Genomic DNA, 14,999 nt, shown 5'->3' with positions numbered 1-14,999 from the left:
GATCATCCCCCTCTCGCGGCGCGACCCTCCGCCAGGAAGGCCAATCGCTGCAGCGTCTCGGCGTTGCGCAGGTGCAGCGGCGGGTTCATGATCCACCGCGGTATCCACGCTCCGGGGCCGGCGACCGCGTCCTCCGTGATGCGCACCACGCATCCGTCCTCGCTCGATCGCACCTCGATCACGACGCGTGCCTCCCCCATCGGCCAGCCGCGCGCACGGAGCACGATCCGCCGCGGCGCATCGTACTCGCGCACCTGGGTGGTGTCGTCGATCAGCACCGGCCAGACCCCGAACGAGTGGTGCAGCTGCGCCCCCTCAGCCGGCCAGGAATCGTCGACCGACCGCATCCGTGAGGCCCCCACCACCCACGAGGGGTACAGCCAGCCGTCCGCCATCACGGCGAAGACATCTTCGGGCGTGCAAGACATGCGACGGACATTGCGTGACATGGGCGGCCTCCGATCGTCGTTGCGTCACGCTAAGCACGTCGGCTGCGAGCTCCGCCGGGGTTGCCCTCCGCGGCTGCGGCCGCTATCCGCCTCACCCTGTGGCACGCTGGAGAGATGCGGATCGCAGTGACGGGATCATCGGGGAAGCTCGGACGCGTGGTCGTTCGCGAATTGGCCGCGGCCGGACACGAGGTCATCGGTCTCGATGTCGTCGGCGAGCGCGGTCCCGGCTTCGTGCAGGTCGATCTGACGGATTACGGCCAGGTGGTCGACGCGCTCGGATCGGTCAACGATCAGCACGACGGCGTCGACGCGCTCGTGCATCTGGCCGCGATTCCCGCACCGGGTCTGCGCGCGGACGTCGCCGTCTTCCACAACAACATGACGGTGTCCTTCAACGTGCTGCACGCCGCGACCCGGCTCGGCATCCACCGGATCGTCACCGCGTCGAGCGAGACCGTTCAAGGGCTCCCCTTCGACGTCCCGCCGCCCTACATCCCCGTCGACGAGGACTACCCCGCGCGGCCGGAGTCGGTGTACTCGCTCGTCAAGCACCTCGAGGAGCGGATGGCGATCGAGCTGGTGCGATGGCATCCGGAGCTGTCGATCACGGCGCTGCGCTTCTCGAACGTCATGGTTCCCGAGGACTACGCCGAGTTCCCTTCCTTCGACGGTGACGCACGGGCGCGCAAGTGGAACCTGTGGAGTTACATCGACGCCCGCGACGGCGCGCAGGCCGTTCTCCGCGCGCTCGAGACGGCTCCGACAGGTTTCGACCACTTCCTCATCGCCGCGGCCGACACGGTCATGTCGCGTCCGAACGCCGAGCTGGTCGCCGAGGTCTTCCCCGGCGTCGAGGTGCGAGGCGAGATCGGCGCGAACGACAGCCTGTTCTCCACCGCGAAGGCGCAGCGCCTGCTCGGCTACGCGCCGCAGCATTCCTGGCGCGATCACGCCTGAGGTTCAGGACTCCGGGTGCACCGGCTTGCTCATCTGCACCGCCGTCACGCCGAAGCCGAGCGACTCGTACAGCCGGCGGGCGCGCTCGTTGAAGCCGAAGACGTTGAGCGCGAGCTCCCGCGCACCCCGCTCGGCGACGTACCGCTCGGCCAGGAGCATTGCCGCTCGCCCGTAGCCGCACCCTCGATACGGCTCGTCGATCTCGATGTCCCACACCCACCACACGCCCTCGTTCCCGCGCGGATGCGGGCCCAGCCACGTCACCCCGACGGTGCGGCCCGCCGCCTCGACGTGGAGCACATCGTGTCCCGCGGCGGGAAGCCCGCCCGGGAAGAGCTCCGTGTAGGACTCGGCGGCGATGCGCTCGGCGGTGGCGCGGTCATCGCCGGCGCGCACGCGCTCCTCGGTGTACGCGCGATGCTGAACGGCGATCCACGCGGGGAACTCGTCGTCCGAGAAGCGCCGGAAGGTGACGTCGACCATGCCTCCATCATCGCCGCCTTGCGCGTTCCTTCGTAGGGTGGGCGGATGGTCGACCGCCCCGAACCCCACTGGACCGCGATCGGTCGTTCCCTCGCGCACGTCGGACGCGTGACTCTGGTCGACCACACCGTCCTCCTCCCGGACGGCTCCCAGACCTCCTTCGAGGTCGACGAGAGCGTGCCGTACTCCGTCGCTGCTCTCGTCGTCGACGGAGACGATGTCCTGATCTCTCGGCAGTACCGCTACCCCATCGGCCGCTGGATCTACGACCTTCCCGGAGGCGGTGGCCGCGCGGACGAGACTCTCTCGCAGCGGCGCGGCGCGAACTCGAAGAGGAACTCGGCATCGTGCCCGACGATCTTCGGCATCTGCACACGTTCTTCATGAACCCCGGCCGCGCCGCGTGGCCGACTCACCTGTTCATCTCCACATCCGGGTTCGCCTGGACACGACCCGACGCGTCAGACCCCGCCGAGCAGGTGAGGCTGGCACGGATGCCGCTCGCGGAGCTGGATGCGCTGATCTCTCAAGGTGTCATCGTCGACCCGCCGCTCATCGTCGTGCGAGCGCTCGCGGCGGCGACCGGCCATCTGCCCCCGCTGCGAGCCGCCGGAACGCGGTGACAGGCGGCGCCCACACCCGTCTCGAGCACCGTCACGATGTCGGAGGCCCTCCCTATTGTGAAGGTATGTCCAGCGACGCGCCCCTCTTCGAAGAGGATCCCGACGCGTCGTTCGCGCGCGACGTCGAGAGGGCGCCTGTCGAGCCCGAAGACGCGGTCGATCGTGTCGTCGAGGTCTCCGCGATGCTGTCCGTCTTCGCCGCCGAGCAGGTGTGGGCGATCGCCGAGATGCGCACCGATGCGCACGCGGAGGCTAAGCGCGCCGGTCGGCACGATCGGGGCATCGTGGAGCGCTCGCTGCGCCTCGAGCTCGCGCAGGCGATCGGGGCCACCGAAGCAGCGGCCGACCGCCTCATCGCCCACGCCGTGGCGCTCGTCGAGCGGTACCCCGAGACCCTCGCCGCGCTGAGCCGTGCGCAGATCACCCAGCGACACGCCGAGGCTCTCGTCGACGCCGTCGATCGCGCCGAGCCATGGCTGCGCGAAGAGTTGGCCCCGCTCGCGCTCGAGCTCGCGGTGCGCCTGCCCATCGGTGTCTTCCGGCACGCCGTGCGCCGTCTCGTCGACGACGCCCGGGCCGCCACGCTGGCGGAGCGGCAGCGTGAGGCGCTCGACACACGCCGGGTCGCGGTCGACGACGACCGCGACGGAATGGCGTGGCTCACCGTGTATCTGCCGGCCGTCGAGGCGAGGGCGATCTTCGACCGCCTCACACGCACCGCCGCAGCCCTCATCGCCGCAGAGCCGGCCGCATCCGAAAGCCCGGAAAGCTCCGTGGGCGACGAGACGAACCGGCAGCGCACACTCGATCAGGCACGCGCAGACGTCGCAGCCGACCTCTTGATCGACGGCGAGGTGCCGCAGCACGGCGCGCAGGCGCGCGGCATCCGCGCGACCGTCGCGGTGACCGTGCCCGCGCTCACCCTCCTCGGCGCGAGCGAGGTCGCAGCCGTCGTCGACGGCGTCGGCCCCATCCCCCTCGCCAAGGCTCGCGAGCTGTGCGGCGGCGCCGACGGATGGATGCGTGTCCTCACACATCCCGAAACGGGTCTCGTCCTGTCGGTCGGGCGCACGCAGTACCGACCGCCGGCGAGCCTGCGACGGCTCGCACGGTGGCGCAGCGCCCGGTGCAGCGCTCCGGGGTGCATGGTTCCGGCGAACCGGTGCGAGATCGACCACACCATCGCCTGGGAGCACGGCGGTTCGACCGGCGCCGACAACCTCACCCCGCTGTGCAAGGGGCATCACACCGTCAAGCACCACGGCGGGTGGAAGGTGCGGCAGTTCGCGGATGCGTCCACCGAGTGGACGAGCCCGACGGGCCGCATCTACACCGTCGTCCCGGAGCGGCGCACACCCACGTTCGTTCCGGACGCGTCACCGCCGGGCGACCCGCCGTTCTGAGCATTCCCGCTCGAACGGCTCTTGTCGCTCACAGCGGCAGGCCGGCCGCCAGCCTGCGCCCGTAGTCTGCGATCCACCGTCCCACCGGGAGCCGCGTCGCGTCGTAGGCACGAAGCGCCTCAGTGGCACCCCGCTCGGCGAGCAGGTCCGCCAGTGCCAGCGCATCGGCCGCTGCCTTCGCCGCCCCCCTCGCAGTGTGCGGTCGCACGACCACGGCTGCATCGCCGAGCAGGGCGACCCGGCCGGCGGTCATCCGCGGCGGGACGTAGTCGTAGATGGCTTGCAGGAAGGGATGCGGCTCCGCAGCCACCGCATCGGCGAACGGTGGCGGGAGCAGCCGCTGCGCGTCATCCACCAGGCTCTCGCGCAGACCGACCGGAAGCTCGCCCGGTGCGAGCGAGGCCGCGTCGCGGCGCCTTCCCGATGCGGCCAGGACGTCGCTCAACGCATCGCGGGTCAGGGTGCGGTACCAGACCCAGTTGTAGCGCCGCAGGCCCGGCTCGATCTCGCCGCGCGGCCCGGGCACGAGGTAGCCGAGAGCGTGTCCACCGCGCCCCGTGAAGAACGCGAACCGTCCGGCCAACACGTCGGCGGCCTCCGACGGCAGCGCCGTCTCCGGAAGGAGCCCGCGCCAGGTGACGTAGCCGCTGTACGCGTTCGTCTTCTGCTCGGGCGCCACGAATCCCCGCACCGCCGAATGCAGCCCGTCCGCCCCGACCACGACATCGAACTCGCGTCGGCCTCTCGAGCCCAGATCGAGATATGCACCGCCGGGCGACCCCCCTCCCCCCCCCCCCCCCCCGCCCGCGACGCGCATCCCCGTGAGGTACGCCGCGTCCGCGAGCGTGGAGCGCAGGGCGTCGTAGAGCACGTCCCACGACAGCAGCGTCTGCGGCGTGGGGTCGCGGGAGACGATCCGTCCCGCGCGATCGAGGACGATGCGTTCGGAGGTCACGGTGCCGCGCGCCGCATCCGGGCGTCCCGCCGCGTCGAGGAGCGCGAGGAGTTCATCCTGCGCGACGAGCCCCGCACCCCGGCCCGAGAGCCCGCTCGCCGAGCGCTCGAAGACGGTGACGTCGTGCCCGGCCCGTGTGAGCAGCGCCGCCGCGCCGAGCCCGCCGAGCGATCCGCCCGCGATGCCGATCCGCAGTCGCTCGGCCATCTGCGCCGTCCTTCCCGACACCCGTGAGACGAGGTGTGTGCGACGACGATAGGAACGGATCCGGCCGCACTGCTCCGACAGGTGTCGAGGCCTCCTCCACGCGGATCGTCCGGTGCGGATGGCATGCTCGGATCATGGGACGCGGCGACGGCGGCCGCATCCGACCACGGAAGAGGTCCGCATGCTCGAGACGCGTCTGCCCTACAATGCCTGGCAGCCCACGAAGGAGACTGTGCACCGGTTCGTGCAGCTGGTCGGCAAACTGCGGCTCGCGCGCAGCGTGCGGCGCAACCACTGGTGGAACGTGCCGTTCCACCTCACCGGCTCCGGGATCACAACGCGTCCGATGGGTGCGGACCCGACCTTCGCGGTCGACTTCGACTTCATCGATCACCGCCTGAAAGTGGTCACGAGCGACGGCGTCCGCACGTCGTTCTCGTTGCCGGGACTCTCCGTCGCGGACTTCCACGCGCACGTCGTCCGCGCCCTCGAGGGTGCCGGCGTCGACGCCGCGCCGATCGTCGACGCGACGCCGTTCGACCTGCCCGACGCGACCCGCCCGTTCCGCGACGACACCGAGCACGACGCGTACGACCCCGCATCCGTCACGGCCTACTGGCGACTGCTCTCGGATGCCGGACTCGTGCTCGAAGAGTTCTGCGGCCGTTTCAGCGGCAAGACGAGTCCCGTGCATCACTTCTGGCACACGCTCGACATCGCCGCGACGCGCTTCTCCGACACGGTCGTGCCGCACACCGATCAGGCCGACAGCGTCACTCGTGAGGCCTATTCCCGGGAGGTCGTCTCGTCGGGGTTCTGGTTCGGAGACGCGAGAGTGCCGGAGCCCGCGTTCTACTCCTACACGTCGCCGGAGCCGGCGGGCATCGCGCAGCGCCCGCTCCCCGAGGGGGCGCTCTGGCTGGATCGAGGCACCTCCCATCTCGCCGTCTACCCGCTCGCGTGCGCCCAGGAGACGGGTGACCCGCGCACGGCGGCGCTCGACTTCTTCGAGTCCGCGTATCGAGCCGGGGCGGAGCTCGCCGGATGGGACATCGCGCGCTACGCCTGCATCGACGGCGTGACCGACCCGCTGCGCGCCGACGTCCGCGGCTGAGTACGCACCACCTCTCCCGCACCGTATACGGCAGGATGGTGCCTGCGCGCGAGGGATGGGGGCCCGACATGACGACGCACGACGACCCGACCGATCAACTGGTCCCGTTCGCCGACCTGCTCGACGCCGGTGCGGACGACCCGCCGCCCGTCGATCCCCGGGTGCGCCGACGGCGGCGCTGGATCGTGGCGACCGTGCTGCTGATCCTCGTGGCACTCCCTCTCGCGGCGGGCGGCGGCTACACGATCTGGGCACTGAACGCGCCCCTGCCCGCTCCGGCGATGACGGCCGAGAAGCCGTCGGTGTCCGCACCCGGAGCGGCCGGCATCGCGATGCCGACGGAGGGCGCGTCGGCGCTGAGCGTGTCTGGCGCAGACGCCTACCTCGGCGCGGGCGCCGGCGGCATCTGGACCTCGAGCGGCGGCGATGAGGCGCGCCCGCTGGCGAGCATCAGCAAGCTCATCACGGCGCTCGTCGTGCTCGACGCATCACCGCTCGGCGGGCCGGACGACCCCGGGCCCACGATCACGTTCTCGAAGGCCGACCACGACCTGTACGACGAGTACTACGTGCAGGGAGCGACGATCCTCGCCATGCCGACCGGCAGTTCGATGTCGCTGCGCGACGCGCTGACGGCGATGCTGCTTCCCTCCGCGAGCAACTACGCGGACGCCGTCTCCACCTGGGCGTTCGGCTCGCGGAGCGGATTCGTCGGAGCAGCACGCACCTGGCTCGATGCGCACGGGATGACCGGCACCACGATCGTGGAGCCCACCGGGATCAGTGCGCGCAACACCGCCACGCCCGCTGACCTCATCACCCTCGGCAAGCTGGCCGCATCCGAGCCGACCATCGCCGCGATCGCCGCGATGCCGTCGGCGTCGCTGGGCGATCTCGGCACAGTGAGCAACACGAACAACCTCTTGGGCGTCGACGGGATCACCGGCCTCAAGACCGGGAACCTCGGACCCGACAACTACAACCTGCTGTACACCTCGACGCTGGATGTGGGAATCGGCGAGCCGTTGCACGTCACCGGCGTCGTGCTCGGGGTGTACTCCCGCAGCACGGTGGACAGCGTCGTGCGTGCGCAGCTGAAGAGCATCCGTGACGGGTTCCACGCGGTGCAGCTCGCCGAGGAGGGGCAGCAGATCGGCTCCCTCTCGACCCGCTGGGGTTCACGTGCGGCCCTGGTCGTCGCCTCGGCCCCCAGCATCCTGACCTGGTCGGACACCGCGATCACGGTCGACATGGACGTCTCGGAGCCCACGACGTACACCGACGGCGAGGTCGTCGGCACCCTCACCTGGACCGCGGGGCCGAACACCACGACGGCCGACGTCGTCGTGTCGGGCGTCATCGAGCCGCCCACAGAGTGGTGGCGGCTCACGCATCCCGGCCAGCTCGGCGGCGACGAGGGCGTTTCTGCCCAATGAGCGCCGCGGCCTACTCAACCACGGAGGAGGTGAGGGACGTGCCGATCACCGAGAGGAGTTGCAGACGCTCGGCCGACGGGGAACCGGGGACGGCGGTGTACACCAACAACGAGTGGCCGCTCTCGGGGTCGAGGAGGGTCTGACACGTCAGGTCGAGCTCTCCGACCTCGGGATGCACGAAGCGCTTGAGCTCTGTCGGACGCTCGCCGACGATCTGCGCGTCCCACAGCACCCGGAACTCCTCGCTCTCCCCTCGTAGCGCCTCCGCCATGGCGGCCGCGCGTGACGACGGGCCGTGCTTGCCGACCAGTTCGCGCAGACCAGAGGCGAAGAGCCGCGACAGCCGGGCGTGGTCGGCCGGGGCGTAGCGATCGCGGCCGTGCGGGTCCGCGAACCAGCGGTAACCGATGCTGCGCGACGGACCGGTGCGCGAGACGAGGTCGCCGACGAGCGCGACGCCGAGCGGCGTCTGCCGCAGCGTCTCACCGAGCTCGGTGACGATCTCTGCGGGGGTGTCGGTGAGACGGTCGAAGATGCGCAGCATGCCCGGGCTGATGTGCTCCGTGGAAACACCCCGCGCGGGCGCCGGGTGCCCCGACAGCCGGAACAGGTGGTCCCGCTCGTCGAGGGACAGGTGCAGACCCTGGGCGATCGCGGCGATCATCTGCTCCGACGGCTGCGGCCCGCGCTCCTGCTCGATGCGCGAGTAGTAGTCGGTCGACATGAACGCGAGCGCGGCGACCTCCTCGCGGCGAAGGCCGCCGGTGCGGCGCCGCGGACCGCGGGGCAGGCCGACATCCTCGGGCTTCAGCGCCTCGCGGCGGTGCCGGAGGAACTCGGCGAGGCCGGCGCGGTCGTGGGGCATGCTTCGTTTCTACCCGCACCGGACCGCCCGATCCACGGATCGTCTGTCCCTGGATGCCGGCGGATCGCCCCCGGACAGTGGGAACATGCCTCGACAGATCACTCTCGACATCCCGAACCTCACCGGAAAGCGCGCCCTCCTCACGGGCGGCAGCGACGGCATGGGTCTGCGCATCGCCACCCGCCTCGCCGCAGCCGGCGCTGAACTGATCCTCCCGGTACGCAACCGCACGAAGGGCGAGGCGGCGGTCGCCGCCATCCGCGACGCCGCCCCGAACGCGACCATCACCCTGCACGACCTCGACCTCTCGTCGCTCGCGTCGGTCGCCGGGCTCGCCGAGACCCTGACCGCGGCGGGCGCCCCGATCCACGTGCTCATCAACAACGCGGGCGTCATGACACCGCCCGACCGGCAGACCACGGCCGACGGCTTCGAACTGCAGTGGGGCACCAACCACCTCGGTCACGTCGCCCTGACCGCCCGGCTGCTGCCGCTGCTGAGGGCGGGCAAAGCCCGGATCACCTCGCAGCTGAGCATCGCCGCGGCGAGCGGGAAGATCAATTGGGACGACCTCAACGCAGAGCGCTCGTACGACGGGATGAGGGCCTACCGCCAGTCGAAGATCGCCTTCGGACTCTGGGCGCTGGAGCTGCAGAAGCGCAGCGTCGCGGCCGGCTGGGGTATCACGAGCAACATCTCGCACCCGGGCGTCGCCCCGACGAATCTGCTCGCCGCCCGTCCCGAGATCGGGCGGGCCGAGGCCCTGTCCGGCCGGCGCGGCATCGAACGGATGACGCGGCTCGGGCTGACGGGCACGGTCGAGTCCGCGGGGTTGCCGGCGCTGATGGCGGCGACCATGGGCGAGCCGGGGAGGTTCTACGGCCCGACCGGGTTCGGCCGCGTCGGCGGCAAGCCCGGTGAGCAGTCGCTCTACAAGCCGCTGCGCAACGCCGAGGAAGGGGTGCGGGTGTTCGACACCTCCGCAGACCTCGTCGGGGTCTCCTTCTCGCTGGTCGACTAGGCCCGCCGGCGCCTGTCGGAGCCGGCCCTCGGGGACGAGGCCACGACCTCGCGGAGCGCGTCCACGATCCGCGTCGCCCGGTGATCGTCGACGGCCTCCATCCAGTTCGTGACGAACGAGAAGCCGACCCTGCTGTCGAGATCGGCGAACGCGACCTGCCCGCCCGCGCCGTCGTGGCCGAAGCTCGACGGTCCGAGGTACCGCCGCGCCTCGGAGTCGAGCTGGAACCCGGCGCCCCAGCGCGGCCACGGCGCCGGCGCGTCGAAGAACGGCGGTCCCGCCGTGCGCTCGCGCGTGGCCGCGATGACGGTGTCGTCGTCGAGCAGCCGCACCCCGTCGGTCTCGGACACGGTCGCCGACCACATCGCTGCGACGGCGCGCGCCGTGGCGACGACCCCGGCCCCGGGGATGACGGCGGCCTGCACCGCCGGCGTGTTGAAGCCCGCCGCCTCGCCCACGAGAGTCGGCGGCAGAGCGCCGCCGAGGGTCATGGCACGATCGCCCCAGTCGACCGCTCCGGGTGCGCGCCGAGCAGCCTGCTGTGCCACGAGGCCTTGGAGGGAGGCACCGACGAACAGGTGCGCGGCCGAGCCGGCGCGCTCGGGCGGCAACCCGAGCCACGCGTCCGCACCGAGCAGATCGGCCATCTCGCGGAACGCCGCGGCCGGGGCGAGCCCGCTCGCCCGACGCACGATCTCGCCCGAGATCCAGCCGTGCGTGAGCGCGTGGTACGCCCACGCCTCCCCCGGTGTCCAGAGGGGTTCCTGCGCCGCGAGCAGCGCGGCGACACGGTCGAAGTCGAGCACGTCCTCGGTCGTCAGATCGACGCTCAGCGCCGGCACCCCCGCGCGGTGCGCCAGCGCGTCGCCGACCGTCACCGCATCCTTGCCGTGCTGGCCGAACTCCGGCCACAGTGCGGCCAGGGGGCCGTCCAGATCGACCCGCCCGGATGCGGCGAGCCGGGCGACGAGGATCGACATCAGACCCTTGGAGCAGGAGAAGATCACCGACGGGGTCTCGCGCTCCCACGGACGGTCGGTGCGCGCGTCCGCGGAACCGGCCCAGAGATCGATGACGCTTCGGCCGTCGACGCGGATCGCCAGAGCTCCCCCCATCCGCGGAAGCCCCTCGAACGCCGCCGCGAAGGCGTCGCCGACCGCCTCGAAGCCGGGGGCGATGTGGCCGTTGATCTCGATCATGCTGCGCTCTCCTCGACGATGAGACGGTCGTTCTCCCAGCGCACCGGAAGCGGATCCGACAGCGCGCCCACGAAGACGCCGTCCGTGCCGACGTTCTCGAACGCGAGCATCACATCGCGCCCGGTCGCATCCTGCGTGATGCGACCGCTGTAGAGCTTCTCGCTCGCGACGAGCACGGCCCGGTCCACGGGGTAGGGCCCGAGCGGATCGTCGAGGGCCACCGCCCAGATCCCGCCCCGCGCACCGGTCCGCGTCCCGGCGAGGTGCGCGGAATCGCACGAGAAGATGAGCGCCCATCGGCCGTCGATCTGCACCAGCTGAGGGACTTCGAGGTGCGCGAAACCCGCACCGGGGACGCTGAGCGGCGGACGCACCTCCCAGCGCGAGAGGTCGTCCGAGCGGGCGTGGCCGATCACCCCGGCGTCGCGGTCGCCATGGCCCGCGGCGCGCGCGGTGACGAGCATGTGCCACTCGTCTCCGGCGGGGTCGGCGAAGACCCACGGATCGCGCCATGCCTGTTCGTGCCAAGTGCCGTCATCCAGCGTCTCGTACCACCGCGGGTCTGCGGCGACGACGACCGACGCATCCTTCGCCCAGTTGCCCGGCTCCGATGCGGATGCGGCCAGCACCGTCTCCACGTTCGTGTGCGCCGCGGAGTCGAGGAACCGCGAGCCCGTGTAGAACATCCGCCAGATCTGCGCGTCGCGGACGACGCTGCCCGTCCACGTGGCCGTCGCATCCGGCGCCGCCCCGCCCGACGGCCGCAGCACCGTGCCGTGGACGGTCCACGTCCGCAGGTCGGTGGAGGTGGCGTGACCGACCGTCGCATTGCGGTGGCGCAGATCGGGATCTCCGAGCGAGGTCGGCGCCTGCAGGAAGTACATGTGGTGGGTGTCGCCGTCGCGGGCGAACCAGAAGTCCCAGACCCAGTGGTCGGGCAGCGTGAACGTCACAGAGTTCTCCTCATGAATGGGGAAGGGGAAGGGTCGCTCAGCCCTTGACGGCGCCTTGCACGAGCGCACGGATGAACTGCCGCTGGAAGATGAGGAAGAGCACGACCGCGGGCGTGATGATGATCAACGCCCCCGCATTCAGCAGCGGGATGCTGAGCGAGTACTGCCCCTGGAAGAAGGTCAGCGCACCCGCGACCGTCCGCTGCAGCGGGTCGGCGATGAGCACGACCGGAAGCAGGAACTGGTTCCACGTCCAGATGAAAAGCAGGATCGCCAGAGCGGAGAGCGCGGGCATCGCGAGCGGGAGCTGGATGCTGCGGAACTCACGCCAGAGCGACGCCCCGTCCACGCGGGCCGCCTCGGAGAGCTCCCTGGGCACGTTGATGAAGTGGGCGCGCATCCAGAACACACCGAACGGCATGTACAGCCCGATGAGCGGGAAGATCACCGCCCACGGGGTGTTCACGGTGCCGAGCGACTGCGCCTGGTAGTAGAGCGGGATGATGAGGGCCTCGAACGGGATCGTCAGGCCCAGGATGAAGAACACCAGCACGCCCCGCCCGAAACGCACCTGGAGCGATCCGAGCGCGAACCCGGCGAGGGTGGCCGCGATGAGACTCGCCGGCACGACGCCGAGAACGATGAGCATGCTGGAGCCCATCAGCTGCCAGACGTGGCCCGTCTCGAACGCGGTGGCGAAGTTGCCCCACTGCGGGTCGGTCGGCCAGGTGAGTCCGGTCGGGTTGCGGTCGGCGGGCTGCAGGGCGGCCGAGAACATGCTGACCAGCGGCAGCATGGTGACGATCACCGCCACGCTGAGCAGGAGGTAACCGAGCACACGCTCGGTGCGGCTGGCGATCACGAGTCGCTCGCTCTCGAGAGTCGTTGGATGGGCAGGACGACGACGAGCACCAGCACCATCAGCACGATGCCGAAGGCGGATGCGAGGCCGACGTCGCTCTGGGTGAACCCGATGCGGAAGATGGACAGGCCCGGCACGAGAGTGGCCCGGCCCGGGCCGCCCTGCGTCGAGGTGTAGATGATGTCGAAGCTGGACAGCGCGGCGATGACGGTGACGGTCACGAGGACGGCGATCTCCTGGCGCAGCCCGGGGAGGGTGATGGTGAAGAACTCGCGCCACCACCCGGCCCCGTCGAGCCGAACCGCCTCGTAGAGCGAGACGTCGATCTTGCCGAGGCCGGTGAGCAGCAGCACGGTGCACAGCCCCGTCAGCACCCACGATCCGATCAGACCGACAGCGGGAAGTGCCGTGCCGTAGTCAGCGAGCCAGGGGCGGGTGATCCACCCGAGGCCCAGCCATCCCAGGATCTGGTTGACCGCGCCGGTCTGCGCGTACATCCAGGACCAGGCGATACCCGCTGCAGCCAGCGGGATGATCTGCGGCAGGAAGAGCACCGTCTGCGCCGAGGCGGCGAACGCCTTCGAGCGCAGTCCCCGGATGAGGGTCGCGAGCACGAGACCCGCGCCCACGGGGATGATCGTGAAGAACGCGATCAGCACGAAGGCGTTGCGGATCGCGCCGAGCAGGTCGGGGTCGGTGAAGACGGTGAGGTAGTTGTCCACCCCCACCCAACGGGCGACGCCGATGCCGTTCCAGTCGTAGAAGGAGTACTGCACCCCCTGGATGAGGGGCCAGACGACGAACGACACGTAGGCCGCGAGCGCCGGCACGAGCAGCAGCCAACCCGCGAGCGTCCCGCGCCGGGCGGCCGCCTTGGCGGCGGCCCGGCGCGGGGGTGCGGTCGTCGCCGCGGCGGTGCCGTCGGGTCGGGGTGCCGCAACAGCGGCGACCGCAGGGTCGGTCATTTGCCGCCGACCTCCTTCTCGTAGAACGCCTGCACGCGGTCCACGAACTCCTTGCCCGTGATCTGGCTCGTCACCAGCAGCTGCGACTCGGGGATGATCGATCCGGCGTAGATGCCGGCGGTCGTGTTGGCCATGAAGTCGACCTGGCCGTTCTCGGCGCCGATCTGCGCGGACATCGCGAGCGCATCCTCGATGAGCGAGCCGGATTCGACCTTCGGCTGCTCGAGCGACGGGTCGCCGCCGGGCGAGGCACCGGTGACATCCACGATGATCTGGCGCGCGGTCGGGTCGGTGTGCACCCAGTTGAGGAAGTACACGATCTCGTTCAGGTGCGCCGACTTGGCCGCCACGGAGAAGGAGTTCGCCGCGCCCATGGCGACGTGGTCGCCTCCGGCCTCCGCCGGCGGGACGAGGAAGAACGACACGTCGGAGCCGAGGGCCTTCTGGTAGTTCGCCGCCTCCCAGTTGCCGTTGAAGGTGAACAGCCCCTCGCCCTCACCGAACCGGCTCGTGAAGGTGAAGTAGTCGATCGCGTTGATGTCGGACGGGAAGTAGCCCGCGTCCGCCCACTTGCGCACGAGCTCGGCGCCCTTCACGTTGCCCTCTTCGTCGTAGCGGGCGCCCGGCTCGTTGAACATCCACGACAGGAACTGGTCCTTGTCCACGTACTGGTTCATCGCCGCCTGCACGACGAAGTTGACGACGCCGTCCTTGTCACCGGCCATGATCGGCAGGATGCCGGCGGCCTTGGCCTTGGCCATGTCGTCCTCGAGCTCGGCGAGCGTCTGCGGCGGTGCGTCGATCCCGAGCTGGGCGGCGAGCTTGTCGTTCATGTAGATGCCGGTGATGCTGTAGCCGAGCCCGAGCTGGTACAGCGAACCCGAGCCGCGGATGCCGTCCTCGCTCATCCGCAGCGGTGCGAGCTGCGAGGCGGGCCACGCATCCCAGCCGTAGGCATCGAAGTACGGGTCGAGGTTGGCGACGAGACCGTCGCGCACCGTGTCACCCAGGGTGGGGAGGCGGATGAGGTCGGGCGGTGTCGCGCTCGCGAGCAGCTTGGGGGCGTTGGCCGTCAGGTTCTGGAACGTGTCACGGGTGATGGTGAAGGTCACGTTCGGGTGCTGCTTGGTGAACTCCTCGGTCAGCTTGTCGGTGACCGGGAAGCCCGTCTCGTCGGCGATCGTCAGCTCGACCGGGTCGGAGGTGAGCTCGGTCGAAACGGTGACGTCGTTCTGGGCGGCCGGTGCCGCGGCTCCCGGCGCGCAGGCCGTCAGAGCGGCTACGGCGAGCCCGGTGATCGCCAGCAGGGCGAACGGCCCTGAGCGACGCAGGCGGCGGTGCGGTGTCGTGGTCATGGGGCGACTCCTTTGTCTGTGGTGCAAAACACGGCTCCGGATGACGGGAAGATCGGGTCATCTTCTCGCCGATCCGGCTGCTGAATGGATTTAGCACGCACATTGTGCGCATACTGGGTCCCCAGTGTCAATGTCCGCTCCGCGTACGC

At 70.5% G+C, this 14,999-nt stretch carries 16 protein-coding genes; 7 read left to right on the top strand and 9 right to left on the bottom strand.

The features are described 5' to 3' along the window. Positions 1-2: 2 nt before the first annotated feature. On the bottom strand, positions 3-449 hold the full coding sequence (locus tag QE377_RS11150) for an SRPBCC family protein (protein WP_307323047.1): 447 nt from the start codon (positions 447-449) through the stop codon (positions 3-5). A 114-nt stretch (positions 450-563) separates the two neighbouring features. Between QE377_RS11150 and QE377_RS11145 the strand changes: the two genes are divergently transcribed. Then, the gene (locus QE377_RS11145) at positions 564-1,409 is read left to right on the top strand and encodes an NAD(P)-dependent oxidoreductase (RefSeq protein ID WP_307323045.1); all 846 of its coding nucleotides are present in this window, start codon (positions 564-566) and stop codon (positions 1,407-1,409) included. A gap of 3 nt (positions 1,410-1,412) precedes the next feature. On the opposite strand, the gene QE377_RS11140 is transcribed toward QE377_RS11145, so the two are convergent. Then, positions 1,413-1,892 carry a GNAT family N-acetyltransferase gene (locus QE377_RS11140; RefSeq protein WP_307323043.1) on the bottom strand — a complete coding sequence of 160 codons (480 nt, stop codon included), beginning with the start codon at positions 1,890-1,892 and terminating at the stop codon, positions 1,413-1,415. 45 nt (positions 1,893-1,937) lie between these two features. Here QE377_RS11140 and QE377_RS11135 point away from each other — a divergent pair, with 45 nt between their 5' ends. The 3 genes from QE377_RS11135 to QE377_RS11125 all read left to right on the top strand — a co-directional run bounded on the left by QE377_RS11135 (position 1,938) and on the right by QE377_RS11125 (position 3,918). Further along, positions 1,938-2,279 (top strand): hypothetical protein, encoded by a 342-nt coding sequence (locus QE377_RS11135; protein WP_307323041.1) that lies wholly within the window; start codon positions 1,938-1,940, stop codon positions 2,277-2,279. Continuing rightward, on the top strand, positions 2,240-2,515 hold the full coding sequence (locus tag QE377_RS11130; RefSeq protein ID WP_307323039.1) for a hypothetical protein: 276 nt from the start codon (positions 2,240-2,242) through the stop codon (positions 2,513-2,515). The genes QE377_RS11135 and QE377_RS11130 overlap by 40 nt, the downstream gene beginning before the upstream one ends. A gap of 65 nt (positions 2,516-2,580) precedes the next feature. After that, a complete protein-coding gene (locus QE377_RS11125; RefSeq protein WP_307323036.1) occupies positions 2,581-3,918 on the top strand; it encodes an HNH endonuclease signature motif containing protein in 1,338 nt (445 codons plus the stop codon). 28 nt (positions 3,919-3,946) lie between these two features. Here the strand turns inward: QE377_RS11125 and QE377_RS11120 are convergent, their stop codons facing one another. After that, positions 3,947-5,080: an FAD-dependent monooxygenase gene (locus tag QE377_RS11120; protein WP_307323034.1), complete on the bottom strand. Its 1,134-nt coding sequence runs from the start codon at positions 5,078-5,080 to the stop codon at positions 3,947-3,949. 181 nt (positions 5,081-5,261) lie between these two features. Here QE377_RS11120 and QE377_RS11115 point away from each other — a divergent pair, with 181 nt between their 5' ends. Then, the gene (locus tag QE377_RS11115; protein WP_307323032.1) at positions 5,262-6,194 is read left to right on the top strand and encodes a DUF5996 family protein; all 933 of its coding nucleotides are present in this window, start codon (positions 5,262-5,264) and stop codon (positions 6,192-6,194) included. A 68-nt stretch (positions 6,195-6,262) separates the two neighbouring features. Next, the gene (locus QE377_RS11110; RefSeq protein WP_307323030.1) at positions 6,263-7,630 is read left to right on the top strand and encodes a D-alanyl-D-alanine carboxypeptidase family protein; all 1,368 of its coding nucleotides are present in this window, start codon (positions 6,263-6,265) and stop codon (positions 7,628-7,630) included. A gap of 10 nt (positions 7,631-7,640) precedes the next feature. Here QE377_RS11110 and QE377_RS11105 read toward each other — a convergent pair whose 3' ends face one another. Continuing rightward, positions 7,641-8,495: a helix-turn-helix transcriptional regulator gene (locus tag QE377_RS11105; RefSeq protein WP_307323028.1), complete on the bottom strand. Its 855-nt coding sequence runs from the start codon at positions 8,493-8,495 to the stop codon at positions 7,641-7,643. Positions 8,496-8,580: 85 nt separating this feature from the next. Here QE377_RS11105 and QE377_RS11100 point away from each other — a divergent pair, with 85 nt between their 5' ends. After that, the gene (locus tag QE377_RS11100; RefSeq protein ID WP_307323026.1) at positions 8,581-9,516 is read left to right on the top strand and encodes an SDR family oxidoreductase; all 936 of its coding nucleotides are present in this window, start codon (positions 8,581-8,583) and stop codon (positions 9,514-9,516) included. Here QE377_RS11100 and QE377_RS11095 read toward each other — a convergent pair. From QE377_RS11095 to QE377_RS11075, 5 genes are read right to left on the bottom strand one after another with little or no spacing between them, the layout of a single operon-like run. Further along, positions 9,513-10,715, bottom strand: a complete 1,203-nt coding sequence (locus tag QE377_RS11095) for a serine hydrolase domain-containing protein (RefSeq protein WP_307323024.1) — start codon at positions 10,713-10,715, stop codon at positions 9,513-9,515. The genes QE377_RS11100 and QE377_RS11095 overlap by 4 nt on opposite strands. Further along, on the bottom strand, positions 10,712-11,668 hold the full coding sequence (locus tag QE377_RS11090; RefSeq protein WP_307323022.1) for a family 43 glycosylhydrolase: 957 nt from the start codon (positions 11,666-11,668) through the stop codon (positions 10,712-10,714). Before QE377_RS11090 ends, QE377_RS11095 begins: the two co-directional genes overlap by 4 nt. A 37-nt stretch (positions 11,669-11,705) precedes the next feature. Then, on the bottom strand, positions 11,706-12,530 hold the full coding sequence (locus QE377_RS11085; protein WP_307323019.1) for a carbohydrate ABC transporter permease: 825 nt from the start codon (positions 12,528-12,530) through the stop codon (positions 11,706-11,708). Beyond that, entirely contained in the window at positions 12,527-13,495 is a 969-nt protein-coding gene (locus QE377_RS11080; RefSeq protein ID WP_307323017.1) for a carbohydrate ABC transporter permease, read from the bottom strand. The genes QE377_RS11085 and QE377_RS11080 overlap by 4 nt, the downstream gene beginning before the upstream one ends. Continuing rightward, a complete protein-coding gene (locus tag QE377_RS11075; RefSeq protein WP_307323015.1) occupies positions 13,492-14,850 on the bottom strand; it encodes an ABC transporter substrate-binding protein in 1,359 nt (452 codons plus the stop codon). The genes QE377_RS11080 and QE377_RS11075 overlap by 4 nt, the downstream gene beginning before the upstream one ends. Positions 14,851-14,999 lie beyond the last annotated feature (149 nt).

The organism is Microbacterium sp. SORGH_AS_0862 (assembly GCF_030818795.1).
Lineage (GTDB): Bacteria > Actinomycetota > Actinomycetes > Actinomycetales > Microbacteriaceae > Microbacterium.
Note: the sequence above shows the minus strand (reverse complement) of the source record. Positions and strands in the feature narration are given on the sequence as shown.

Bases quoted from the DNA above. Each gene is read 5' to 3' on its own strand.
- QE377_RS11115 (WP_307323032.1), top strand. From the start codon at position 5,262: ATGCTCGAGACGCGTCTGCCCTACAATGCCTGGCAGCCCACGAAGGAG.
- QE377_RS11100 (WP_307323026.1), top strand. From the start codon at position 8,581: ATGCCTCGACAGATCACTCTCGACATCCCGAACCTCACCGGAAAGCGC.
- QE377_RS11080 (WP_307323017.1), bottom strand. From the start codon at position 13,495: ATGACCGACCCTGCGGTCGCCGCTGTTGCGGCACCCCGACCCGACGGC.
- QE377_RS11125 (WP_307323036.1), top strand. From the start codon at position 2,581: ATGTCCAGCGACGCGCCCCTCTTCGAAGAGGATCCCGACGCGTCGTTC.
- QE377_RS11145 (WP_307323045.1), top strand. From the start codon at position 564: ATGCGGATCGCAGTGACGGGATCATCGGGGAAGCTCGGACGCGTGGTC.
- QE377_RS11110 (WP_307323030.1), top strand. From the start codon at position 6,263: ATGACGACGCACGACGACCCGACCGATCAACTGGTCCCGTTCGCCGAC.
- QE377_RS11135 (WP_307323041.1), top strand. From the start codon at position 1,938: ATGGTCGACCGCCCCGAACCCCACTGGACCGCGATCGGTCGTTCCCTC.
- QE377_RS11095 (WP_307323024.1), bottom strand. From the start codon at position 10,715: ATGATCGAGATCAACGGCCACATCGCCCCCGGCTTCGAGGCGGTCGGC.
- QE377_RS11140 (WP_307323043.1), bottom strand. From the start codon at position 1,892: ATGGTCGACGTCACCTTCCGGCGCTTCTCGGACGACGAGTTCCCCGCG.
- QE377_RS11075 (WP_307323015.1), bottom strand. From the start codon at position 14,850: ATGACCACGACACCGCACCGCCGCCTGCGTCGCTCAGGGCCGTTCGCC.
- QE377_RS11120 (WP_307323034.1), bottom strand. From the start codon at position 5,080: ATGGCCGAGCGACTGCGGATCGGCATCGCGGGCGGATCGCTCGGCGGG.
- QE377_RS11150 (WP_307323047.1), bottom strand. From the start codon at position 449: ATGTCACGCAATGTCCGTCGCATGTCTTGCACGCCCGAAGATGTCTTC.
- QE377_RS11105 (WP_307323028.1), bottom strand. From the start codon at position 8,495: ATGCCCCACGACCGCGCCGGCCTCGCCGAGTTCCTCCGGCACCGCCGC.